Below are 22,346 nucleotides of genomic sequence, written 5' to 3' on the forward strand. Positions count from 1 at the left end.
CTCCTTAAGTTTAAGATTCGGTTTGAATCCCTTTTTTCAAAGCGTTCCAAGCCAATGTGGCGCATTTGATCCGGGCGGGAAATTTATTAACTCCGGATAAGGCCTCGAGATCCTCGTAATCGTCAAAATCCACGGATTCGCCCATCATCAGCTTGGAGAAACGTCCGGCCAAATCCAACGCTTCCGTCAGCGTCCGGCCCTTGACGGCTTCCGTCATCATCGAGGCCGAGGACATGCTGATCGAACAGCCCTCCCCGGTAAACCGGGCGTCCTTGACGATGTCGCCCTCGATGATCAGCTGCAGGGAAATCCGGTCGCCGCAGGTCGGATTGTTCAGGTCGACCGTAACGGCATCTCCGTCAAATTTTCCGCGGTTGCGCGGATTTTTATAATGATCCATAATGACGCGGCGGTACAAATCGTCCAGTTGCATTACCCAAAATACTCCTTTGTTTGGATTAAAGCTTCCGCCAGTCGGTCGATATCCTGTTCCGTATTGTATAAATACAGGCTGGCTCTGGCCGTTGCGCTCGCTTCCAGCCAGCGCATCAGCGGCTGGCAGCAGTGATGACCGGCCCGGATCGCGATGCCGGAAGCGTCGAGCACGGTGGCCACGTCATGCGGATGAATGTCCTCCAAATTGAAGGTCAGCAGTCCAACCTCGCGCTCGCGCGGGCCGTATAGCGTCAAACCTTCAATCTCCGACAAGCGGTTCATCGCGTAAGCCGCCAGCTTGGCCTCGTGCCGATGGATTTCCTCCAGCCCGATTCCTTCCAGAAAATCGATGGCCGCCGCTAGTCCGACGGCACCGGCGATAATTGGCGTCCCGCCTTCGAACTTCCATGGGAGCTCCTTCCAGCTCGACTCGTACAAACCGACATCGTCGATCATTTCGCCGCCGTATTCGATCGGTTCCATCGATTCCAGCAGATGCTTCTTCCCATATAGTACCCCAATCCCGGTCGGAGCGCACATTTTATGGCCGGAAAAAGCATAGAAATCACAATCGAGGTCCTGTACGTTCACTTTCATATGCGGCGTGCTTTGCGCCCCGTCAACGACCATGACGGCCCCGTGCCGGTGCGCGATGGCGGCCAGCTCCTTCACCGGGTTGACCACGCCAAGCACGTTGGATACATAAGAAGTGGCCACGATTTTCGTTTTGCCGGTGATCGTTTTCTCCGCATCCTCCAGCGCGATATGACCGTCCGGCTGAAGCGGAATATATTTCAGCACCGCCTTCTTCTTCAGCGCCAGCTGCTGCCACGGAATCAGGTTGCTGTGATGCTCCATCGGGGTGATGACAATTTCGTCGCCCTCGTTCACGGACGCCGCCCCGTAAGAGGATGCGACCAGATTCAGCGACGTCGTCGTTCCCCGGGTAAAAATAATTTCCTCGCGGCGCGCCGCGCCGATAAAGCGGGCTACCTTCTCGCGGGCTCCCTCGTAAGCGTCGGTCGCCCGGCTGCCCAGCGTGTGAACGCCGCGGTGCACATTGGCGTTATCCCATTCGTAGTAGTGCTTCAGCGCCTCCAATACTTGGACCGGCTTCTGGGAAGAAGCCGCGCTGTCCAGGTAAACGAGCGGATGCCCGTTTACCTCCTGCTGCAAAATCGGGAACTGTTTTTTGAGCTCTTCGGCGTTTATGCTCATTGTCTCAACTTCCTTTCCACCAGAGCCTGCAATTGCTTTTGCAGCGGCTCCAGCGGGATATCCGACACGACCGGAGCCAAGAACCCGTAGATGATCAAGCGTTCGGCCTCGGCGCGGGAAATGCCGCGCGACATCAGATAGTAGATTTGCTCAGGGTTGACCTGGCCGACGGATGCGGCGTGCCCGGCCGTAACGTCATCCTCGTCGATCAGCAGGATCGGATTGGCGTCCCCGCGCGCTTTCGGGCTCAGCATCAGCACTTTTTCCGTTTGCTGGCCGTCCGCTTTGGTCGCGCCCTTTTCGATCTTCGTGATCCCGTTGATGATCGCCGTTGCCGATTCGCGCATCACCGCGCGGGTGATCATTTGGCTGCTTGAGCTTTTGCCGTAGTGAACGGCCTTCGTCGTGTAGTTCAAACGCTGCGACCCGGAACCGACCGCGATCGCTTTGACGTCGGAGCTCGAGCCGTTGCCTTTCAGAATCGACAGCGTTTCGCTGGCCGCGTCGCCGCCGTTCATTTCGCCGACGATCCACTCGATGCTGCCGTCGTTTTCGACGATGGCGCGCCGGAACGTCAAGTCGGTCGCGTGCTCGCCCAAATGATGCACCGTAGCGAACTGCACCTTGGCCCCTTGGTTTACGAACACTTCCGCGGAACCGTTGTGCACGATTTTGCCGCCCAGGTTTACGGAAATATAATTATCCGCGTATGTGACCTTGCTGTTCGCTTCAGCCACGATCAACACATGCGGCGCAAAAACAGCTTCGGCCTCATCCAGCAGGAAAATGCTTTGCAGCGGCGCCTCGATTTCCACGTTTTTCGGCACGTACAGGAATACCCCGCCGTTCCACAATGCCGCATGCAGCGCGGTAAGCTGGTTTTCCTCCGGCTTCACCGCCGCGTGCAAATATTTCTGGACAAGGTCGCCGTGCTCGCGGGCCGCGGTTTCCAGATCCGTAAAAATAACGCCCTTCGCCGCCAACTCAGGCGCAAGCCGGGTAAATACGGTGTCGGAGTTGCGTTGCACAAGCAGATTGCTGTGCTCCGTCAAATCAACAAGCGAAGTTATGCTTTCCGGAAGCTGCTGCGTTTTTTCCTGGCGAACCTCGCTTAATCCTCCGTAATTGTTCAGATCCCAGCGGTCGAGCCGCGTTTTCTCCAATTTAGGCAATTCCAGTTCCGCCGCCAGCTGCAGCGCCCGCGACCGGTTTTCGGTCAGCCACGCCGGTTCGCCGCGCTTAGCGGAAATTTTCTTCAGCTGCTCCGCTTCCACCGGAAGAACGGTTTGTGTCGTCATCTTTTGGTTCCTCCTTCCGCTTAGGCTTCTTGACCGACCGTCTCGTCCACGATGCCAAGCTCTTCTTTAACCCAATCGTAACCGTCCTGCTCCAGACGTTCCGCCAGCTCGGGGCCGCCGGATTTGACGATGCGCCCTTGCATCATGACGTGCACGAAGTCCGGTTTGATGTAGTTCAGCAGGCGCTGATAGTGGGTGATGATCAGGAAGCCGCGATCCTCGCTGCGGATCGAGTTGACGCCGTTCGCCACGATGCGCAGCGCGTCGATGTCAAGGCCGGAGTCGATTTCGTCGAGAATGACAAGTTTCGGATCCAGCAGCAGCATTTGCAAAATTTCGTTCCGCTTCTTCTCCCCGCCGGAGAAACCTTCGTTCAAATAGCGGTGGGCGAATTCCGGATTCATTTCCAGCACCTTCATTTGCGCTTCCATTTGACGGATGAATTTGATCAGAGAGATTTCGTCGCCTTCCTCGCGGCGGGCGTTGATCGCGCTGCGCAAAAAGTCGGAATTCGTCACCCCGGCGATTTCGCTCGGATACTGCATGGCCAGGAACATGCCGGCGCGGGCGCGCTCGTCCACTTCCATCTCCAGCACGTCTTCGCCGTTCAGCGTAACTTTACCGTCCGTCACTTCGTATTTCGGATGTCCCATGAGCGCCGATGCGAGCGTACTTTTCCCGGTTCCGTTCGGGCCCATAATGGCGTGGATTTCTCCGCCTTTTATCTCAAGATCGATCCCTTTCAGGATCTCCTTCCCTTCAATCGTCGCTTTAAGACCTTCCACAACAAAATGTGTAGCCATTTTTCCTGCTCCTTCCATCGTACGAGAGTTTAGCCAGGGACGCTGCCCTTTGTTTTTGCCATTATAGCATAACAATTCTCACATTAGAATAATTCTAAGTGATTCTCATTGATTCTCATTTCATTCTAACCTACTTTGTATGCATAATCAACGTACGCCGGCGGATTGCCGTCATACGAAAAAGGCTCGGCCCTCTTCATGACGGCCAAGCCTGTTCAAACTAAGGGGGGACCGACTTAAGCTTTCCTAAATCAGCCCAAGTAAGAACGCAGCATCCACATGTGTTTTTCCCAATCTCTTTTATACCCCGTCAACAAGTCGCTGGTGGCATCATCGCCGGCCTGATCGGCCAAATCGATCGCTTCATGATAAGACTCCGCCATGGAGGCAAGATCCTCGACCAAGCTCTGCACCATGGCCTGAGGCTCTTCCTGCCCCGCCGCTTCCTGAATGGTGGCCAAATCGAGATATTCCTTTAACGTTGCCGCAGGCTTCCACTTCAGGGCTAGCATCCGTTCGGCGATGGCGTCCATCTGCTCCGTGGCTTCATTATATAGCTGTTCGAATTTGGCATGCAGGGTAAAGAAATTGCCGCCTTGAACGTACCAATGAAAATGATGGAGCTTGACGTATAACACGTTCAAATTGGCCACCTGTACGTTAAGCATCCGCTCCAGGGCCGTCTTGTTCGACTTGCCCGTCGGTTTGGCATCCGATTGCGCCATGATTCATCCCCTACCTTCATCCTGGAATAGAGTATGCTCCCTTATTTATTACCCACAACCAGTGTTTGCGAAACGGGTTCGATTCATTCGGATAATTGTAAATTCTTTACATATTCTGTTCCGTGTTTTTTTTTGGGAATTTGGGGCTATGATTGTTTATTGAGCGGTGCTATTATTAATGAAGTCAAACCGAACACGACTTTTATGGGGGAACTATGGACAAGCAAAATGAACAGCATCATGAAGATGAATCCGGTTACTTATTTAACGTGGAAGTGTTGATTCGGAGCAAAACGAACGGGCAAGCGCTGCAGAACCTGCTGCAATTGTTGAACAACGGGCCCGACATCATGGATTTCCGAATTAATTCGGGAATAGAACTGGGTGAAATCATCGATTCGCTGCTTGCCAACCGGAAGCAGTCCTTTATTTCCAAGACCTATAAGCGCTTGGGAAAAACGGAGGCGAACAACAATGCTCCCGATGACGGCAAACAAAGCAAACCCCAGCCCAAAGCGGAAGCGCCTGTCCCGGATCAAGCCGCCAGCGGCTTTAAGGACTTTGCTTCCAGCGAGGAATTTCAGAAGTGGATTCAAAGTTACATTACGGGAAACAAACTGGTACGGTTATATATCAACCGGAACGGGGAACGGATGAGCATCCCGTGCCGGATTTTAAACTTCCTGCCGGAAACGTACGCCTTAAACGTGTATCATGTGGACGAGAAGCAGGTCTATAATCTGAAGCTGAGCGAAATTATCGACTTCCTGGATACTTAATCCGGGAATTGGACGATTCATGTCATTCAGCCGAGCATATCGTTTTTCATGGAAAGAAGGGCGGCCTGCTGAGCACTAGCATTGCATTAGCCACACCAATATTCTAACGGTTGCCACAAGCGTTATTTGTTCCAAAAACGTTGATTTTAAATTGTAACGGTTGCCATAGCGCTTATTTCACTGAAATCCGGCTTAGTTTGCTTAGATTCAGGCAAATAACGGCGCTCACAACCGTTAGAGTTTTGAAAAAGGCTTTGTTCGCAAATTAGCCGCTGCTGCAACCGTTAGATTTCCGGCGGGCGCATGATCGGCTTGAAAACATGATCATTTCCCAGTTAATGCAACGCTAGTGCCCGCTGAGATGAGATCAACTGCAAAAGTGCATTCTATTTTCCGTAAATCACCATTTTAGAGCGATTGAAATGCAAAAGCATCTCTTTAGGGGCTGTTCGATAAATAAGGAACTTTTGCCCGGAGCGGAAATGCACTTTTGCAGTTGAACCACCCTTTTCGAGGAATTTCGACGAAATTCGCCTGCACTTTTGCAGTTCATTGGATTTCGTTCTGGTCGCACCGAAAGTCGAGTTATAAATTTTCATAAAAGACGGCTGAATCCGCTCCGCCGCGGAGCCCTTCAGCCGTCTTTTTCGTTGTTGCCGAGTCTGTCAGGCCTTCCTGTTCCAAGCCTCCAGCGCAAGCAGCAGCCAACCGGCGATAAAAGAAACGCCGCCGAGCGGCGTAACCGGCCCGAGCCAGGTCCAATGGAGTGCCGCCAATCCGTACAGGCTGCCGGAGAACAGGATGACGCCGAGCAGAAACAGCCGGCCCGCCCAGCGAAGCCGCCCGGATTCCCCCCACTGCCCGGCAAAAAACGCCGTCAGCAGGATCGCGATCCCGTGAATCATCTGGTAATGTACTCCGGTCTCATAGGTGCCAATGGCCGTTTCGCCGATTTTCGCCTTCAACATATGCGCCCCGAATGCGCCAAGCGCAACGGCGAGCAGCATGATGACCGCGCCGATTCCGGCATAGGTGCGCCGCATTTTTTCCGCCTCCCCTTATTTGTCCATTTCGCCAAAATTCATTCATGTTCATTCTACCTCAACCATCCGTCCGATATCTACAGCAAGCGGAAATAAAGCTTATGACCGATGCCTTTCCCTTGTCTTTCGCTTTTTGCTAAAATAGAATAACCGAACTATGTAAGGAGATGCTTATGGCAAACGTGAAAATTTTCGCAGACAGTACCTCGGACCTGCCCGCAGAATGGATTCCCCGCTATGATATCGGAATTATTCCTTTATATGTCGTGTTTGGCGGCGAGACGTTCCAGGACGGGGTGGATATCACGCCGGTCGATATTTACCGGAGGGTCGAGGCTGCCGGGAGTTTGCCGAAAACAACCGCTCCGTCGCCCAAAGATTTTATGGACGCCTTCGGCCCCCATATCGAACGCGGGCAGGACATCGTTTATATCAGCCTTTCTTCCCAGCTCTCATCGACCTATCAAAATGCCCTGATCGCCGCCGCGGAGTTCCCGGAAGGGCGGATTCACGTTGTGGATTCCCTTACTTTATGCAGCGGCATCGGCCTGTTGGTCATGAAAGCGGTCAAAGCCGCCGCGGAGGGCCGCACCGCCGGCGAAATCGCCGCGCTGGTCAGCGCTATCCGGCCGCGGGTGGAAACGCAATTCGTCATCGACACGCTGGAATATTTGTATAAAGGCGGACGCTGCTCCGGCATGCAGAACTTTATCGGCAGCCTGCTCCAGATCCGGCCCGTGCTTAAGCTGGTGGACGGGAACATTATTCCCGCGTACAAGGTCCGCGGCCGCAAGGAGAAGGCGGTCCAGCAGATGCTCGACAACGCTTTGGCCGACCGGGACAACATGGACAACGATCTGATCATCGTCGCCCACACGCTGGCCGAAGAGGAGGCGCTGCGTTTGGCCGCGATTTTGCGGGAGCAGACGGGAGCGCGGGAGGTCGCCGTGGCCGAAGCGGGCTGCGTCATTTCCAGCCACTGCGGGCCCGGCACCGTCGCCATTATGTACACGAGACAATAATCGGCCGCCTAGGCCAGGCTGTTGCAGAAAGGCCACAACTTTTAGGAGGATCACTATGGCATCGATCAAAATTTTCGCGGACAGCACCTGCGATTTGCCGGTGGATTGGATTCAGCGGTACGAAATTGGCATCGTTCCCCTGTACGTCACTTTTTCCGACCAAACGTACAAGGACGGCGTCGATTTGAGCGTGCCCGATCTTTACCGCAAAGTCAGCGAGACGGGCAAACTGCCGAAGACGGCGGCGCCGTCGCCGGCCGATTTCATTCAGGCGTTCACCCCTTATGCCCGGCAAGGGCAGCAAATATTATGCATCAGCTTGTCTTCGGAGCTGTCCTCTACATACCAAAACGCCCTGATTGCGGCGGAGGAGTTCCCGGAAGGGACGGTCACCGTCTTCGACTCGCTTAATTTATCGACCGGCATCGGCCTTCAGGTGATGAAGGCGGTGCAAGCCGCGGCGGAAGGCAAAACCGTCGCCGAAATCGTCGGCCTGCTCACGGCGGTTCGGCCTAAGGTCGAAACGGAGTTTGTCATCGATACGCTGGAGTACCTGTACAAAGGCGGGCGCTGCTCCGGCATGCAAAACCTGATCGGCAGCCTGCTCAAAATCCGCCCGGTCATCAAAGTGGTGGACGGCAAAATGACCCCGGCCTACAAAATCCGCGGCAGCCGGGAAAAAGCGCTCGACCAGCTGCTGAACAACGCGCTTAGCCGCTTGAACGATATGGATAACGACATTATTTTTGTCACCCATTCCCTGGCGGATGAGGACGCGGCCAAGCTGAAGCAAGAGCTTGAGGCCAGAACCGGGGCCAAGACCGTCGCCGTCTCCAATGCCGGCTGCGTCATTTCCAGCCATTGCGGCGCCAAAACGATCGGCATCCTGTATACGAAAAAGACAAGCTGACGTACAGATAGAGTCATGTCCTTTTAACCCCGTGGGGCAACCAGGATATGACTCTATTGGTTTTCCGCCTAAGTTTGCGGCTTGCCGCGTTTGTAGCCGACCCGCGAGCGGTATTGCTGCGGCGCCCGGGCCGGATAGCGGACCGGCAGCGAAAACATGTGCACGAGCATCGTAAACGGGATCGAGGCGAACAACAGGAACGCCGAAAGGACGTGCAGTTGGAAGATGAACGGAACCGTATCCATCAGGCGATAATCCGGCCGAAGCGCCAGCAAACTGCGGAACCAGGGACCGATGGTAGTGCGGTATTCGTAAGCGGCCACCGTCGTGTTGTATACGAGCGTCATAAAGGTGCCGTTGGCGGCGACGATCAGCAGCAGGATCACCGTAAAATAATCGGCAAATCCGGCATGGGCGCGCACGCGCCGGTTCGTCATTTTGCGAATCAGCAAAATAATCAGCCCCAGCACCACCATGATTCCCGCCAGCCCGCCTCCGGCAATCGCAAAGATGTGGTACGTTTCATCGCTCACGCCCAACGCGTGATAAACGCTTCGCGGAATCAACACCCCCATCACGTGGCCGATAAAGGCAAAGACGATGCCGTAATGGAAAATCGTGGAGCCGAGCCGCAGCCATTTTTTCTCAAACATTTCCGTCGAAGGAGCGGTCCAGCTCACTTGGCGGAAGGCAAACCGGTACAACAATCCGCCGATCATCACCGTTAGGGCGATGTACGGATAAACGACCCACCAAAACAATCCGGTCATGAAGCTACCCCCATTCATTCAGTTGCGTATTTGCAAAACGATAGATCCGTTCCCGTTCGGGCAGTTCCGTCCATCCCATACAGAATCGGGTAAGGAAGCTCGTCCAGATCGGCCTGCTCCCGCTTCTCCGTAAGCCGGCGGACATCCTCCTCCGAGGGTTCGCCAAAAACGTCCGCCACGAGATGGCGAAGCAGTTCCCGGTAGGGGTTGTCCTCCGCCAAATGCTCGCAGATCCGCTTCGTGGCGACGGCGAGCCGAAGCTCCAAAGCCCGGACGTGGATATGGTCCGGACGCACGGCCAGCAGCTCGTACAAGAGCGGCATATAATCGGCCAGTTCGCCTTCAGCGGCGGCAAAACCGGCGTCCTTGATGATCTGCTGCAGGAGAATCAGCGCCGCCCCGCGCTCCCGGCTGTCCCCAAGCTCATGCGCGGTCAGATACAGTCCGGTTTTTTCCTTCCAGTCAAAGGCCCAAACATACTGCTCCCTTAGCTCCTTCAGCGGGCAGGATAACAGCGGGCGGCTTGTCTCCTGAAGACGTTCCGTAAGCAACGGGCTGCCGGCTTCCCGGGCCGCTTCCAGCATGCTCCGCGCGGTTTCCGGAAAATCGTCCTCCGGATATCCGAGCAGCCTGGCCGCAAATATCAAACTGATTTGCTTGTCTTCCATCGCCAACCTCCTTGCTCTACCTGTCTTCTTTGGCAAACCGCTGCGGCAAAAACCCTTCCTCCGGCGTGATGCCCTCCAGACTGCAAGCTCCCTGACGGTAATGCAGTCCGGCTTCGCCGATCATTTCCCGCCGGCCTGTAGGGATGACGAAGCGTTCGTTGTGCTTGGCTACGGCAAACAAACGGGCCATCTCTTCGATTTCCTCGACGCTGGTTTCCGCCTCCCCAAGCAGCTTGCTGCGCTTCAGCTCGTCCAAGCCGCCGACCGCACGGTCCCGCATCAATACGCGCATCGCCGTCATCTTCAGCAGCACCCGCCGGATCACTTTCGTGTCTCCCGCCGTCAGCAGGGAAGCCAAATATTCCAGCGGAATCCGCATCTGATCGACCGCCGGGATGTACATGTCCGTCTGCAGCTCGTCCTCTTCGATATGGTTCATGATCGGGCTGAGCGGCGGTACGTACCAAACCATCGGCAAGGTGCGGTATTCCGGATGCAGCGGCAGCGCCACCTTCCATTTCATCGCCAGTTTGTAAACCGGAGAGCGCTGGGCCGCATCGATCCACGCATCCGTGATCCCCGTTCTTCTCGCTTCCTTGATGACCTCCGGATCAAACGGATCCAGGAAAACGCCGAGCTGCGATTCGTACAACCCCTGCGGCTCCTCTGCCGAAGCGGCGGCTTTCACCCGGTCGGCATCGTACATGACGACGCCGATATAGCGAATCCGGCCCACGCACGTCTCGGAACAGATCGTCGCCAGCCCGGCCTCCGTACGCGGGTAACAAAAATTGCATTTTTCCGCCTTATGGGTGTTCCAGTTGTAATAAACCTTATGGTACGGGCAGCCATTCATGCAGAACCGCCACCCCCGGCAAGCCTCCTGGTCAACCAGCACGATCCCGTCCTCGTCGCGTTTGTACAGCGCGCCGGACGGGCACGAAGCGACGCAGGACGGATTGAGGCAATGCTCGCAGATCCGCGGCAGGTACATCATGAACGTTTTTTCATATTCCAGGGCGATATGCTCCTGCAGCTTTTTGACATTGGGATCAAGCGGCACGATTTCGCTGCCGCCGGCCAAATCATCGTCCCAGTTCGGCCCCCATTCAGGCTTGTCCATATACTCGCCCGTAATCAGCGACACCGGCCGCCCGACCGGGAGATGCTTGCTCTTTGGGCTGTGCAGCAGGTTGTCGTAATCATAGGTCCAAGGTTCATAGAAGCTGTCCAAATCGGCCATGTTCGGGTTGTAAAAAATGTTCGCCAGCTTGGCGATCGGACCTCCGGCACGCAGCGCCAGCTTACCGCCGCGCAGCACCCAACCGCCCTTATATTTGCCCGCATCCTCCCATTCCTTCGGATAGCCCGGGCCCGGCCGCGTCTCCACGTTGTTGTACCACATGTACTCCGTGCCGGGACGGTTGGTCCAGGTATTTTTGCAGGTGACCGAGCAGGTGTGGCAGCCGATGCATTTGTCCAGATTCATCACCATCGCGACCTGCGTTTTAATCCTCAAGCCAATCTACCTCCTTCAGCGGGCGGATGATGGTCAGCGTATCGCGCTGGTTTCCCGTTGGACCATAATAGTTGAACCCGTAGCTTAACTGGGCGTAGCCCCCGATCATGTGGGTCGGCTTGAGCGTAATCCGCGTCACGCTGTTATGCGTACCGCCGCGCTGCTTGGTGATCGACGTCCCGGGTACGCCCAGCGTGCGGTCCTGGGCATGATACATGTAGGCGATGCCTTCCGGAATCCGGTACGTCAGCACAGCCCGGGCCGCGACGACGCCGTTGCGGTTGTATACCTCAATCCAATCGTTGTCCTTGATCCCGATGGAAGCCCCGTCCTTCTCGTTCAGCCAGACGACCTGCCAGCCGCGGAACAAAGTCGTCATCTGGTTGGTGTCGGTGAACATCGTATGGATGCCCCATTTCTGGTGCGGGGTCAAGTAACGGAGCGTCAGCGATTTCCCGTTCTCCGGCACGCCTTTCTCCCCTTTGAGAAAAGGAACATGCCTTAGCGGCGGCAAATACAGCGGCAAAGCCTCCCCGAAGTCGAGGATCATTTCATGGTCGAGATAAAAGCTCTGCCGCCCGGTTAATGTCCGCCAAGGAATACTGTATTCGGTGTTCAGCGTAAATGGCGAATAGCGGCGGTTGTCCTTCTCCAGCCCGCTCCAGACGGGCGCGGAAATAGCCTGGCGGGGTTGGGCCGTGATGTCGAACAGCGTAAAGGCTTCCTCCGCGCGCGGCAGGGCGATCTCCACGAGTTTTTTGCCGGTCTTCTGCTCCATGTCGCGCCATCCTTCCACGGCGCGCTCTCCGTTCGTCGCCCCCGACATCAGCAGGATCGCTTCGATCACCTGGCGGTCGTCATACAAATCCGGCTGGCCTTTGCCGACGCCTTCACGCTTCGAGGCGCCAAGCCGGGCCAGCAATTGTTCGTAAACCCGCTCGCCGGGGATATTCACCGCCTTCGAGCCGTACCCTTTGCGGATGTTGGGCCCGATCGTAATCATCTTGCCGTAAACGTCCTTGTAATCGCGCGGCACGATGAGAAAATGCGGCATGCTTTTACCGGGAACCGCCGCGATTTCCCCTTTGCGCCAATCCTTGATCCTCCCGTGCACCTGGGCTACCTCGTCCGGGCTGTCATGGCCGAGCGGAGTCATCATCACGTCTTCGCAGGCAGGGAGATGCTTCTCCGCAAGCTCGGAAAACGTCTTGGCGATCTCCCGGAACGCGTCCCAGTCGCTTTTGCTTTGCCATGGCGGCGAAATCGCCGGATTAAACGGATGGATGAACGGATGCATGTCCGTGCTGCTCAAATCGTGTTTTTCGTACCAGGTCGCCGCCGGCAGCACGATGTCCGAAAACAGCCCGGAGCTGGTCATGCGAAAATCGATGCTGACGAACAGATCCGTTTTGCCTTCCGGCGGCACGTCGTCGGTGCGCACATCCTCCGGCCGCCAGGAGAGGCTTGGGTCGGTCAGCACCTGATTGTCCGCCCCGATCATATGTTTGGCGAAATATTCATGCCCTTTGCCGCTGTCCCCCAGCAGATTCGAGCGCCAGTTGAAAAACACCCGCGGAAAGTTGCGGGGGTCGTTCGGATGCTCGATCGCCCAGTCGAGTTCGTCTTCCGCCGCCATCCTGGCGATTTCCCGCACGGCCTCCTGATCGTCCGTCAGCCCCTTTTCGCGGAGTTGCCGCGCCAGATCGAGGGAATTCTGGGTGAATTGCGGGAACGATGGCAGCCAGCCAAGCCGCACGGCCAGCGCATTGACGTCGGCCGGATGCATTTTGCCGTACCGCCCGCCCCAGGGCGTATCCTGCTCTTCGCTCACGCGTACCTCGTAGCGGAACTGCTCCGTCACAAAGTAAAAATACGAAGTGCCGTTCTGCAGCCGCGGCGGCCGGATCCAGTCGCCGGCAAAGGCGATCTGCTGCCAGCCCTCGAGCGGCCGCACTTTTTCCTGACCGACATAGTGGGCCCAGCCGCCTCCGTTAACGCCCTGCGCGCCGGTCAGCATCACCAGGTTCAGGATCGAGCGGTAGATCTGATCGCTGTGATACCAGTGATTGGTGCCCCCGCCCATGGCGATCATCGAACGGCCGCCCGTTTTGGCCGCGTTATCGGCAAACTCGCGGGCCACCTGGATGCAATGCGACTTTTTGACCCCGGTGATCGCCTCCTGCCAGGCCGGCGTATAAGGCTTCATATCGTCGTAATCGGCCGGATAATCGCCGGGCAGGCCGCGCGGAACGCCGGCGTGGGCCATCATCAGGTCATACACCGTCGCCACCTTAAACGTCTCGCCCGACACGCTCTTGAGATGCTTGACCGGGACGCCGCGCCGCACCGTTTCACCCGCTTTTTCCGCGAAATACGGAAAATCCACCTGTACGACTTCGTCGGCACCCTGGATAAATGTCAGCTGCGGGTCGATTGGAGTTCCGTCCGGCTTGTTCAGATCAAGGTTCCAACGGCTGCTTTGATCCCAGCGGAACCCTTCGCTCCCGTTCGGTGCCTCCGGTTTCCCCGACGCTGTGTCCCAGACAACGGTTTTCCATTCGGCAAGCTCCTGCCCGTCGCCCAAGTCGGCCAAGTCGGCCGCCCGCAGGAAGCGGTCCGAACGGGTCATTCCGTTCTCCTCCTTCACGAGGACGAGAAACGGAAGATCAGTGAATTTTTTCACATAATTCATGAAATAGGGGGTCTCCCGATCCACATAAAACTCTTTGAGAATGACGTGCGTCATCGCCATCGCCAACGCCGCGTCCGTGCCGGCCCGGGCCGGCAGCCAAATATCGGCGAATTTCTCGTATTCGGAATAATCGGGGCTCACGCCAACCACCTTGGTGCCGTTGTAACGCGCCTCGACCATAAAATGGGCGTCCGGCGAGCGGGTTTGCGGAATGTTCGTCCCCCAGATGATAAAATATTTCGTATTGTACCAGTCCCCGCTCTCCGGCACATCGGTTTGATCGCCCCATACTTGCGGCGAAGCGGGCGGAAGATCGGCATACCAGTCGTAAAAGCTCAGGATCGTCCCGCCGATCAGCGACAGGAACCGGGTTCCCGCCGAGTAGCTGACCATGGACATGGCCGGAATCGGGCTGAACCCTACGACGCGGTCGGGCCCGTACCGCTTGATCGTGTGGATCGTGGCCGCGGCGATCATCTGGCAGGCCACGTCCCAATCGCCGCGCACGAATCCGCCTTTCCCCCGGGCTTTGACGTAACGCGCTCTTTTTTGCGGATCGCTGACCAGGTTCTCCCAGGCTGCAACGGGGTCTTTTACGGCGGCCATTTCCTCCCGCCACATTTCGTAGAGCTCCCCGCGAATATACGGGTACTTCACGCGCAGGGGGCTGTAGGTGTACCAGGAGAAGCTGGCTCCCCGCGGGCAGCCGCGCGGCTCGTATTCCGGAAAATCGGCGCCTGTCGTCGGATAATCCGTCTTTTGCGTCTCCCACGTGATGATGCCGTCCTTCACGAACACATTCCAGCTGCAGGAACCGGTGCAGTTCACCCCATGCGTGGAGCGGACGACCTTGTCATGCTGCCAGCGGCCGCGGTACAGGCTTTCCCAATCCCGCCCCCGCGGGCTTTCCTCCGTCCATCCCTCATTAATGACTTCGCCGCGCCGCAAATGTTTCAGCGCCTGGAGCAACTTGTTTTGCTTATCGCCCACCTATGAGTTCCCCCCTTCGCTTCCGCAAATCCGCGGCGCCGGATTAAACCGTTCGCCCGCCAGCTTAAACGCCCCTTCTCCCGCTTGCAATTCCTCCGCAAATACGCTCCATGCGCAAGCATTGCAAGCGGCCAGAATCAACCGCTGCAGCTCGTCCGGCTTGCGAATGGCCGCGATCCGTTCCACCGCCGCGCGCGGAATCTCCCCGAACCGCATGTCCAGCACCGCCAGCAAGTCCTCCTGATCCTGCGCTGCCAAAACGTCAAGCTCATGTGCTTCCATGTCGACCCTTCCTTTCCGTCAAAACGATTTCGGCCCTCCCGCGGGTGCCGGTTTCCCCGTGCCATAGACTTTAGAGCCGCGCTTTTTTGTAGTACTCCGCGATCAGCGTTTTTTTCACCTGTTCCGCCGCCTGGCGCATAAAACCGCCGATTTGCTCGTCTTGATTTTCGACCATGTCCCAAGAAAAAAAACGGCCTTCCATCCGGTCGAACCTTTCTCCGTAGCGAACGTAAACGGCAACCCCTTGTCCGCTCGCCTGCCCGCCGGCTTTTACGTCATAAGGATGCAAGTTCAGCCGGCGGAGCTCGCAGGTCAGGCACTCGTACAGCCGGGGTTCCACCGCCCGCAGCGGTTTATCCGGCAGCAGGGCCGTCAACTTTGGGGCCGAAAACCGCTCCATGGCGACTCTCCTCCAATTCCTTTTCCACCATTTCTTCTTCATCCCGGTTATGTATCTGGTCGATCAGAATGAGCGCCTGAAACCGCTGCAGCACCTGCTCGTCCATCTCGCCCCGCTCCAGCCGCGCTTTGATTTCGGCGACCAGTTCCCGCAGCAAATCGTGGTCCCGGGTCAAAGCGATAATCACGTCCCGAAGCTGCGGCTTCAGCTCTACCGCCTCCAGGTATAATCCCTCTTCCTCGCTTTGCGCGTGCTGGAGCGTGCGCGATTCCCAATGTTCGACAGCGATCCAGGCGATGTCAAGCGCTTTGTCCCGTTCGCCCCGGCGCAAACTCCGCTCCAGCAATTCCGCCAATTCTCCGGCTTCCTCAAGCGCGGCCTCATGAATCAGACCGTGGCTGTCCGCTCGTCTCAAAGAGGGCCCTGACATTTCACTCCACTTCCTTTTCCTACCTGAATTTTTTATTAGCGTTTGTTCCGAATCTGAGAAATATACCTTTTTAACTCAACTTTCGCAGAGCAACAATCGACTTAATCCCTGATGCTGTACAGACAGAGTGTGTATAAAATCTTAGAAATGTGCTTGACCGGCCCCACTCTGACCGTTAATTGCAAATCATACAACTAACTTTATATCCATTTGCCCAATCGTTCGTTTAATTGCATTTCAGAGTCAATTTCATAATTCGATTCGAATATAGAGCTATAATTACCGAAAATAAAATGCTGCTTGTTTAAAAAAATACGGTTATGCTGCTTGAGGCAGGCGTTTATTCAACTTATCGAGTGCAAACTTGGTTAGGTTGTACGCAAGTATACTGAGTTGGAAGTCGACGTTGGCTCGGACACCGCGGTGACGTGTTCGTTTCAATCCATAGTAACCCTTGAGATAGGCAAAGACACGCTCGACAGCCGTTCGCTTTTTGTACAGTTCTTTAAACCCTTTGCTGCCTCTTGCCGGATAGGTGTGCTTACGCACGTCCGTTTCGATCCGAATTTTAAACACCTTTTGGCAGCCGGATTCCGCAAACGGACATTCCTTGCACTCGCTTGGACGGGTATACCGAAGTGTCTCATACTTGGGATCAAAGCTGTCGTACCGATAGGCGTGGCCTTCTTTGCAAACCGGACCATAATCAAGATTCATCCCTTCCGGCGGAGCCGTATGGTGGATGATATCAATGATCGGGTAAGCTTGGAGCGAACGAATCAACTCGTAAATGGGCGTGCTGTCGTAGCCTTTGTCCCCCAACCCATATTTCACCTTCAGCATGGGAAACTTAAGTGGAAGACCTTTGAGCAACAGTACAGCCATGCGTTGGTCGTTCAAATGAGCCGAGCTCAGTACCCCGCTGAGCACATACTGACTATCGGTATCCACTACGATGTTGGCTTTATAGCCATACCAGGTGGTGAGCTTGCCTTTCGAATTTTTCTTGGTGCAACGCGAAGCAGACCTGGGCATCGCTTCAAACAGCTCGTCGTAGGTGAAGGGCAACATGTTTTCTATTTTCTTTTCGAAAGGGGGCAGGCTCGCCTCGTATGCTTCCCGTTCTTTACGGCGGCGCTCCTTTTCTTCGGCCGAGCAATTTCCACGCCCGTAAACCGGCTTTGTCGGCTTCGTGGGTTCGGTCTCAGACACGGGGAGAACGGGCTCCATTTCGAGCTGTTGCACCGAAGATTCCTTCTTTTGCTTCTGTTTCCTTGCGGCTCGGCGTTTGGCAGCAGATTCTCCATATTGGCAGTCCCACGCTTCAACCGCCGAGGAATCGACGGCGATATGAGCTCCCGTTAAGAAACCCTCGGCATGAGCGGCTCTCACCAAACGGTCCAGCACCTGTTCGAGCAGACCCTTTTGCTGCAGCGCCAGATTCAGCCGAGAGTAGGTCGATTCGCTTGGTATACGGTCCGAGCCGGTGAACCGGCATTGGATGCGAAACTCCTCGCTGCTTTCCAGACGTTTTATGATGGAAGAGACGAATTCTATACCCTCCATCTTTGCGATGAGCAGCGAATATACCATGGCTGGATAATTTAATTCTTCCTTACGCCCGCGACGTTTTGGTTTGCTGAGTGCCTGCATGACTGGGGCAAGATCCAAATGCTCGAAGATTTGGCTGTACTTATCTTCGGGGCGCATTTCCATTAATTCCTCGAAGGAAAACAACTCCGTTTGGCGAATTGAATAGATAGGGATTACCTCCGTTTCTCTTTCTCGAGTTTGGTTTGGTCACTATTACTTCGAGATTTGGGGAGGTACTCCTTTTTCTATGCCCAAAAAATCCAGTTATATCAAGCGTTTTGAATTATGAAATTGACTCTTTCATGCAGCTATTTCCTCGTCTTTTTGACTCTTCTTCGAAAGATAGCGGAGTAACTGCAGGTTTTAGACTTAATCAAGCGCTGTGGCAGCATTTGCGGATATGTAAGTGTACATTTTGCAACTACTCCAAAACTCCGGATCCGGTAAGCCGCTTTGCCCCGTTACATTAACGCTTACTTACCAATTTCATGCTGTGAACCTCCATCGCGTATGCCAATAGTTCAACATGTATAACCAACAGTTCTACTTATATAGCAACTCCCCCTCACATATCGCCTCACCCCGTGAATATACTTTATTTACATCCACTTCACAGCGCTGGCGTAATTCCACATATGGAGGTGTTCACCATGTCTTCGCCCGAACGGTACAATTTCGTCGTCTCCAAAGAGGATTGGTCGCTGCACCGCAAAGGCTATCAGGATCAGCAGCGCCACCAGGAGAAGGTGCGGGAAGTCATCCGGCAAAATCTCCCCGATCTCGTAACCGAGGAAAACATCATTATGTCCGACGGAAAACAGATCATTAAGGTACCCCTCCGCAATTTGGAGGAATACCGGTTTATCCATAACTATCAGAAACAAAAGCATGTCGGCCAGGGCGACGGAAGCAGCGAGGTCGGCGACGTGCTTGGCCAGGACAGTCCCAAAGACAACGGAAAAGGCGGCAAAGCCGGCGATCGGCCGGGGATCGACTACGTGGAGGCGGACATCAGCATCGAGGAGCTGGAGGATATGCTGTTCGAGGAGCTGGAGCTGCCGTTCATTCAGGAAAAAGACAAAGACGAATTGGAGACCGAATCTTACCGTTTCAACGATATACGCAAAAAAGGCCTCATGTCCAACATCGACAAAAAGCGGACGATCCTGGAAAATCTCCGCCGCAACGCGACGGCCGGCACGCCGGGCATCCACGGCATCACGCCCGACGATCTGCGCTACAAAACGTGGGAGGAAGTCGTCATTCCCCACTCCAACGCCGTCATCATCGCCATGATGGATACGTCGGGCAGTATGGGCGCGTTCGAAAAATATTGCGCGCGCAGTTTTTTCTTCTGGATGACCCGCTTTTTGCGGCGGCAGTATGAAAAGGTGGAAATCGTGTTTCTCGCCCACCACACGGAGGCCAAGGAAGTCAGCGAGGAAGAGTTCTTCACCCGCGGCGAAAGCGGCGGCACGATCTGCTCGTCCGTGTACCAAAAAGCGCTGGAAATCATCGATTCCCGTTACCCCCCGTCCAGCTACAACATCTACCCGTTCCATTTCTCGGACGGCGATAACCTGACGAGCGACAACGAACGCTGCACCAAGCTGATCGTCGAGCTCATGAAGCGCTGCAATCTGTTCGGCTACGGTGAGGTCAACCAGTACAACCGCGGCAGCACCTTGATGTCCGCTTACCGGAACATCAAGCAGGAGAAATTCATGTATTACGTCATCAAGGAAAAAGGCGAGGTTTATAACGCGCTGAAGCGGTTTTTCCACAAACGCGAAGGGGGTGCGGCCAGTTGAACAGCCAACATGAGCAGCTCGAATACGCGATCGCGGAAATTATGGAAATCGCCGACTCCTTTGGTCTCGATTATTATCCGATGCGTTACGAAATCTGTCCCGCCGACATCATTTATACGTTTGGCGCCTATGGCATGCCTACCCGCTTTTCGCATTGGAGCTTCGGCAAAACGTTCAATAAGATGAAAATGCAATACGACCTCGGGCTCAGCAAAATCTACGAGCTCGTTATCAACTCGAACCCGTGTTACGCCTTTCTGCTGGAAGGCAACTCCTTGATCCAAAACAAGCTGATCGTCGCGCATGTGCTGGCGCATTGCGATTTTTTCAAAAACAACGTCCGCTTCTCCGGCACCAACCGGGATATGGTAGAAAGCATGTCCGCCACCGCCGAGCGGATCAGCCGCTACGAACTGATCTACGGCGCGGGTACGGTGGAAAGCTTCCTCGACGACGTGCTGGCCATCCAGGAGCATGTCGACCCGCAGCTCATCAAGCCGAAACGGTACGACAAACGCCGGCAGATGGAAGAGAAGCTGCGGCTGGCCAAAGAAGGGCGGCAGGGGCGGATCAAGCCGAAGGAATACGACGACCTGTGGGAACTCGACGTGATCGCGAACAAACGCGAAGCCGCAGCCGAAGCCAAAACCAAAGCCAAAGAGTCCTCTTTCCCCCCCGAGCCGGAGAAAGACGTCGTCTGGTTCATCCAGGAATACTCGGAAACGCTGGAGGACTGGCAGCGGGATATCATGAGCATGCTGCGCGAGGAAATGCTGTACTTCTGGCCGCAGATGGAGACTAAGATCATGAACGAAGGCTGGGCCTCCTATTGGCACCAGCGCATTATCCGCGAACTCGACCTGACCAGCGACGAAACGATCGAATTCGCCAAGCTGAACGCCTCGGTCGTGCAGCCCTCGCAGCAAAGCCTTAACCCGTATTATCTCGGGCTGAAAATCTTCGAGGATATCGAACGCCGCTGGGACAATCCGACGAAGGAGGAACAGGAGCGCTTCGGCCGCGAGCCCGGACAGGGCCGGGAAAAGATTTTCGAAGTGCGCGAGCTCGACTCCGATATCTCCTTCCTGCGCAGCTATTTGACCAAGGACCTGGTGCGCGACCTCGACCTGTACATTTTCGAGAAGCAGGGCCCGGAATGGAAAATCACCGATAAGACGTGGGAACACATCCGCGATCAACTGGTAGCCACCCGCGTAAACGGCGGTTCCCCGTACATCGTCGTCCAGGACGGCGACTACCTGCGCTCCGGCGAACTGCTGCTAAAACATCAATATGAAGGCCTTGAGCTCGACCTGAAATACTTGGAGCATACGCTCCCCCACGTCTACCGTTTATGGGGCCGCCCCGTCCACCTGGAAACCGTGGTCGAAGACAAACGCGCGCTGTTCTCCTACGACGGGCAGAAGCATCTGCGGAAGATGTTGTAATGGAGACGTAAGCCGTGGGCCGAAATCAGTGACGGACTACAAGATCAGATGGCCGATCCTTTCGTATGGAGTGAACGGTTCGGCCCTCGGGTCTCTGGATCTCCGGGCCACCGGTCTAACGCTAACGGTTGTAATCGCGCCTAATTAGCCGAAAAGACAGGGTTTCAATTTCTAACGGTTATGATCGCGCCTATTTAGGCGAAAAAGACGCGAATCTGCAGAAAAAAGGCAAAATAAGCTCTGCCACAACCGTTAAAATTAATTTCCTCGGCATTTTACCAAAATAACGGCGCTGACAACCGTTAGAATGGCAGCTCGGTTAAGGGATCTGTGCCTTTTCTGGTGGTCAAGCACCGTTTTTGGTTTTGCGCCTCTCGTGTATTAGAGCATTTGTTAAGTCAACATTAGAAAACTTTGCGTAGCTTAAATTTACTCTTCGAAATGATGCTCGCCTCAAGTCATATCCAGATATATTAACAAAGCTAAGGTCTGTACCATCAAAAGACGCTTTTATACCTACACAAATTCTTATATTTGAATGTATTAGGGAGGCGTAATCAAATACTATTTTACTCAGTATACACTCCGAGAGATTCACTTCTTCGAATGATATACTTAAAAAATAGCAATCACTCATATCATTATTAGTCAAAAACGAATTGTGCATATTGACTCTTCAATCTCTGAACAACTAAAAATTCATCCATGTAAGCTTCAGTTGTATTAATTCTTCTTTCACAATTTCTAATTTCTCTCCAATATGACCCTCCGAATCTGCCAATTTATGATGTTTTAAAAACATACTATCATCGCAGCCGAGCATCCGGCCGACAAAGAGATACAGCAAGATGCGGCGCAGAGGGAAGATCATCAAGATCAAATCCATGTCCTGACATTCTCCCGCCGTATCAGGGCTCATTTAATGGAAAACGATTCATGGATTTTCCCTCCCTACTGTGACGGCGACGGCATTTAGTTCTTGTTATACTCTCCATTTTCTCCATAAGAGATACTGCCGTTGTAATTGCATTAATACGTTCTTTACAATTTGCTGTTACATTATTCAACATTTTCTAGCTGATATAGCTTTATAGCTTCATTTCCATTTGACTTAATCGCAATTTTATTCCTATTTTCTAGTATTTTTATTTTCCTTGGAATAGCAAGTTCACCCGTTCTCTTCATTTCACTTCTTAGTTCTTCTTCCTCAAAATCATTAAAAGAATAGTACAAACTCTCATCTTTTTCCCAGTCTATATTATGATAGTCTAACACCTCTTCGTTTCTTAGTGCATACGTATATACTTTTCCATCGTCACCCCAATAGTAAAATCGTTTACATTCCTCACAGTACCAAATTGCAATTTGAGTTAGATCAGTAAATTCTCCTTCAAAATTTTTAATAAGTTGATTTTTTTCAGTTGCCTTATAAGTCCAAAAAACTACATTATTAGGTACAATTGTATCCGACAGAGTTACTCCGCACTTGCATGTCTTTCTCATGATATCC

Annotated in this window: 22 protein-coding genes; 5 read left to right on the forward strand and 17 right to left on the reverse strand. The window is 54.3% G+C overall.

Annotated features, from left to right (window positions below):
- Positions 1–10: 10 nt before the first annotated feature.
- The 5 genes from sufU to DYE26_RS13950 form a co-directional block, all read right to left on the reverse strand.
- On the reverse strand, positions 11–433 hold the full coding sequence (gene sufU / locus DYE26_RS13930) for a Fe-S cluster assembly sulfur transfer protein SufU (protein ID WP_036624774.1): 423 nt from the start codon (positions 431–433) through the stop codon (positions 11–13).
- Positions 433–1,653, reverse strand: coding sequence for a cysteine desulfurase (locus DYE26_RS13935; protein ID WP_036624776.1), 1,221 nt, complete (start codon positions 1,651–1,653; stop codon positions 433–435). Before DYE26_RS13935 ends, sufU begins: the two co-directional genes overlap by 1 nt.
- The gene (sufD, locus tag DYE26_RS13940) at positions 1,650–2,951 is read right to left on the reverse strand and encodes a Fe-S cluster assembly protein SufD (protein ID WP_036624778.1); all 1,302 of its coding nucleotides are present in this window, start codon (positions 2,949–2,951) and stop codon (positions 1,650–1,652) included. The genes DYE26_RS13935 and sufD overlap by 4 nt, the downstream gene beginning before the upstream one ends.
- 20 nt (positions 2,952–2,971) lie before the next feature.
- Positions 2,972–3,754, reverse strand: coding sequence for a Fe-S cluster assembly ATPase SufC (gene sufC, locus DYE26_RS13945; protein ID WP_036624780.1), 783 nt, complete (start codon positions 3,752–3,754; stop codon positions 2,972–2,974).
- 251 nt (positions 3,755–4,005) lie between these two features.
- Entirely contained in the window at positions 4,006–4,479 is a 474-nt protein-coding gene (locus DYE26_RS13950) for a Dps family protein (protein ID WP_036624782.1), read from the reverse strand.
- Positions 4,480–4,694: 215 nt separating this feature from the next.
- On the opposite strand from DYE26_RS13950, the gene DYE26_RS13955 reads away from it, so the two are divergent.
- Positions 4,695–5,258: a hypothetical protein gene (locus DYE26_RS13955; protein ID WP_036624784.1), complete on the forward strand. Its 564-nt coding sequence runs from the start codon at positions 4,695–4,697 to the stop codon at positions 5,256–5,258.
- A 665-nt stretch (positions 5,259–5,923) separates the two neighbouring features.
- On the opposite strand, the gene DYE26_RS13960 is transcribed toward DYE26_RS13955, so the two are convergent.
- Positions 5,924–6,301, reverse strand: coding sequence for a DUF423 domain-containing protein (locus DYE26_RS13960; protein ID WP_036624786.1), 378 nt, complete (start codon positions 6,299–6,301; stop codon positions 5,924–5,926).
- A 173-nt stretch (positions 6,302–6,474) separates the two neighbouring features.
- Between DYE26_RS13960 and DYE26_RS13965 the strand changes: the two genes are divergently transcribed.
- Together DYE26_RS13965 and DYE26_RS13970 are read left to right on the forward strand one after the other, a co-directional pair.
- Positions 6,475–7,323, forward strand: coding sequence for a DegV family protein (locus DYE26_RS13965; protein ID WP_036624788.1), 849 nt, complete (start codon positions 6,475–6,477; stop codon positions 7,321–7,323).
- 55 nt (positions 7,324–7,378) lie between these two features.
- Entirely contained in the window at positions 7,379–8,233 is an 855-nt protein-coding gene (locus DYE26_RS13970) for a DegV family protein (RefSeq protein WP_036624791.1), read from the forward strand.
- Positions 8,234–8,301: 68 nt separating this feature from the next.
- On the opposite strand, the gene narI is transcribed toward DYE26_RS13970, so the two are convergent.
- The 8 genes from narI to DYE26_RS14010 form a co-directional block, all read right to left on the reverse strand.
- Positions 8,302–9,003 carry a respiratory nitrate reductase subunit gamma gene (gene narI, locus DYE26_RS13975; protein WP_036624794.1) on the reverse strand — a complete coding sequence of 234 codons (702 nt, stop codon included), beginning with the start codon at positions 9,001–9,003 and terminating at the stop codon, positions 8,302–8,304.
- A 14-nt stretch (positions 9,004–9,017) separates the two neighbouring features.
- Positions 9,018–9,671, reverse strand: a complete 654-nt coding sequence (narJ, locus tag DYE26_RS13980) for a nitrate reductase molybdenum cofactor assembly chaperone (protein WP_036624795.1) — start codon at positions 9,669–9,671, stop codon at positions 9,018–9,020.
- A gap of 16 nt (positions 9,672–9,687) precedes the next feature.
- The gene (gene narH / locus DYE26_RS13985; protein WP_036624798.1) at positions 9,688–11,190 is read right to left on the reverse strand and encodes a nitrate reductase subunit beta; all 1,503 of its coding nucleotides are present in this window, start codon (positions 11,188–11,190) and stop codon (positions 9,688–9,690) included.
- The gene (locus DYE26_RS13990) at positions 11,180–14,872 is read right to left on the reverse strand and encodes a nitrate reductase subunit alpha (RefSeq protein ID WP_036624801.1); all 3,693 of its coding nucleotides are present in this window, start codon (positions 14,870–14,872) and stop codon (positions 11,180–11,182) included. Before DYE26_RS13990 ends, narH begins: the two co-directional genes overlap by 11 nt.
- Positions 14,873–15,154, reverse strand: a complete 282-nt coding sequence (locus tag DYE26_RS13995) for a hypothetical protein (protein WP_036624804.1) — start codon at positions 15,152–15,154, stop codon at positions 14,873–14,875.
- A gap of 70 nt (positions 15,155–15,224) precedes the next feature.
- Positions 15,225–15,554, reverse strand: coding sequence for a hypothetical protein (locus DYE26_RS14000; RefSeq protein WP_036624806.1), 330 nt, complete (start codon positions 15,552–15,554; stop codon positions 15,225–15,227).
- Complete coding sequence (locus DYE26_RS14005; RefSeq protein ID WP_051985627.1) at positions 15,508–15,984, reverse strand: hemerythrin domain-containing protein; 477 nt, start codon at positions 15,982–15,984, stop codon at positions 15,508–15,510. The genes DYE26_RS14000 and DYE26_RS14005 overlap by 47 nt, the downstream gene beginning before the upstream one ends.
- Before the next feature lie 318 nt (positions 15,985–16,302).
- Positions 16,303–17,700, reverse strand: a complete 1,398-nt coding sequence (locus tag DYE26_RS14010; protein ID WP_155621591.1) for a transposase — start codon at positions 17,698–17,700, stop codon at positions 16,303–16,305.
- 527 nt (positions 17,701–18,227) lie between these two features.
- Here DYE26_RS14010 and yhbH point away from each other — a divergent pair.
- Complete coding sequence (gene yhbH, locus DYE26_RS14015) at positions 18,228–19,388, forward strand: sporulation protein YhbH (protein WP_036624809.1); 1,161 nt, start codon at positions 18,228–18,230, stop codon at positions 19,386–19,388.
- Positions 19,385–20,836, forward strand: a complete 1,452-nt coding sequence (locus tag DYE26_RS14020) for a SpoVR family protein (protein WP_036624811.1) — start codon at positions 19,385–19,387, stop codon at positions 20,834–20,836. The genes yhbH and DYE26_RS14020 overlap by 4 nt, the downstream gene beginning before the upstream one ends.
- 346 nt (positions 20,837–21,182) lie before the next feature.
- Here the strand turns inward: DYE26_RS14020 and DYE26_RS34865 are convergent, their stop codons facing one another.
- From DYE26_RS34865 to DYE26_RS14035, 3 genes are all read right to left on the reverse strand, one after another.
- A complete protein-coding gene (locus tag DYE26_RS34865) occupies positions 21,183–21,503 on the reverse strand; it encodes a pentapeptide repeat-containing protein (protein ID WP_082207884.1) in 321 nt (106 codons plus the stop codon).
- 24 nt (positions 21,504–21,527) lie between these two features.
- Complete coding sequence (locus tag DYE26_RS14030) at positions 21,528–21,722, reverse strand: hypothetical protein (protein ID WP_036624813.1); 195 nt, start codon at positions 21,720–21,722, stop codon at positions 21,528–21,530.
- Between the two features lie 173 nt (positions 21,723–21,895).
- Positions 21,896–22,339 carry a hypothetical protein gene (locus DYE26_RS14035; RefSeq protein WP_036624815.1) on the reverse strand — a complete coding sequence of 148 codons (444 nt, stop codon included), beginning with the start codon at positions 22,337–22,339 and terminating at the stop codon, positions 21,896–21,898.
- Positions 22,340–22,346 lie beyond the last annotated feature (7 nt).

Origin of the sequence: Paenibacillus macerans (assembly GCF_900454495.1) — a bacterium.
Classification (GTDB): domain Bacteria; phylum Bacillota; class Bacilli; order Paenibacillales; family Paenibacillaceae; genus Fontibacillus; species Fontibacillus macerans.

Bases quoted from the DNA above. Each gene is read 5' to 3' on its own strand.
- sufU (WP_036624774.1), bottom strand. From the start codon at position 433: ATGCAACTGGACGATTTGTACCGCCGCGTCATTATGGATCATTATAAA.
- DYE26_RS13935 (WP_036624776.1), bottom strand. From the start codon at position 1,653: ATGAGCATAAACGCCGAAGAGCTCAAAAAACAGTTCCCGATTTTGCAG.
- sufD (WP_036624778.1), bottom strand. From the start codon at position 2,951: ATGACGACACAAACCGTTCTTCCGGTGGAAGCGGAGCAGCTGAAGAAA.
- sufC (WP_036624780.1), bottom strand. From the start codon at position 3,754: ATGGCTACACATTTTGTTGTGGAAGGTCTTAAAGCGACGATTGAAGGG.
- DYE26_RS13950 (WP_036624782.1), bottom strand. From the start codon at position 4,479: ATGGCGCAATCGGATGCCAAACCGACGGGCAAGTCGAACAAGACGGCC.
- DYE26_RS13955 (WP_036624784.1), top strand. From the start codon at position 4,695: ATGGACAAGCAAAATGAACAGCATCATGAAGATGAATCCGGTTACTTA.
- DYE26_RS13960 (WP_036624786.1), bottom strand. From the start codon at position 6,301: ATGCGGCGCACCTATGCCGGAATCGGCGCGGTCATCATGCTGCTCGCC.
- DYE26_RS13965 (WP_036624788.1), top strand. From the start codon at position 6,475: ATGGCAAACGTGAAAATTTTCGCAGACAGTACCTCGGACCTGCCCGCA.
- DYE26_RS13970 (WP_036624791.1), top strand. From the start codon at position 7,379: ATGGCATCGATCAAAATTTTCGCGGACAGCACCTGCGATTTGCCGGTG.
- narI (WP_036624794.1), bottom strand. From the start codon at position 9,003: ATGACCGGATTGTTTTGGTGGGTCGTTTATCCGTACATCGCCCTAACG.
- narJ (WP_036624795.1), bottom strand. From the start codon at position 9,671: ATGGAAGACAAGCAAATCAGTTTGATATTTGCGGCCAGGCTGCTCGGA.
- DYE26_RS13995 (WP_036624804.1), bottom strand. From the start codon at position 15,154: ATGGAAGCACATGAGCTTGACGTTTTGGCAGCGCAGGATCAGGAGGAC.
- DYE26_RS14000 (WP_036624806.1), bottom strand. From the start codon at position 15,554: ATGGAGCGGTTTTCGGCCCCAAAGTTGACGGCCCTGCTGCCGGATAAA.
- DYE26_RS14005 (WP_051985627.1), bottom strand. From the start codon at position 15,984: ATGTCAGGGCCCTCTTTGAGACGAGCGGACAGCCACGGTCTGATTCAT.
- DYE26_RS14010 (WP_155621591.1), bottom strand. From the start codon at position 17,700: ATGGAAATGCGCCCCGAAGATAAGTACAGCCAAATCTTCGAGCATTTG.
- yhbH (WP_036624809.1), top strand. From the start codon at position 18,228: ATGTCTTCGCCCGAACGGTACAATTTCGTCGTCTCCAAAGAGGATTGG.
- DYE26_RS34865 (WP_082207884.1), bottom strand. From the start codon at position 21,503: ATGCACAATTCGTTTTTGACTAATAATGATATGAGTGATTGCTATTTT.
- DYE26_RS14030 (WP_036624813.1), bottom strand. From the start codon at position 21,722: ATGGATTTGATCTTGATGATCTTCCCTCTGCGCCGCATCTTGCTGTAT.
- DYE26_RS14035 (WP_036624815.1), bottom strand. From the start codon at position 22,339: ATGAGAAAGACATGCAAGTGCGGAGTAACTCTGTCGGATACAATTGTA.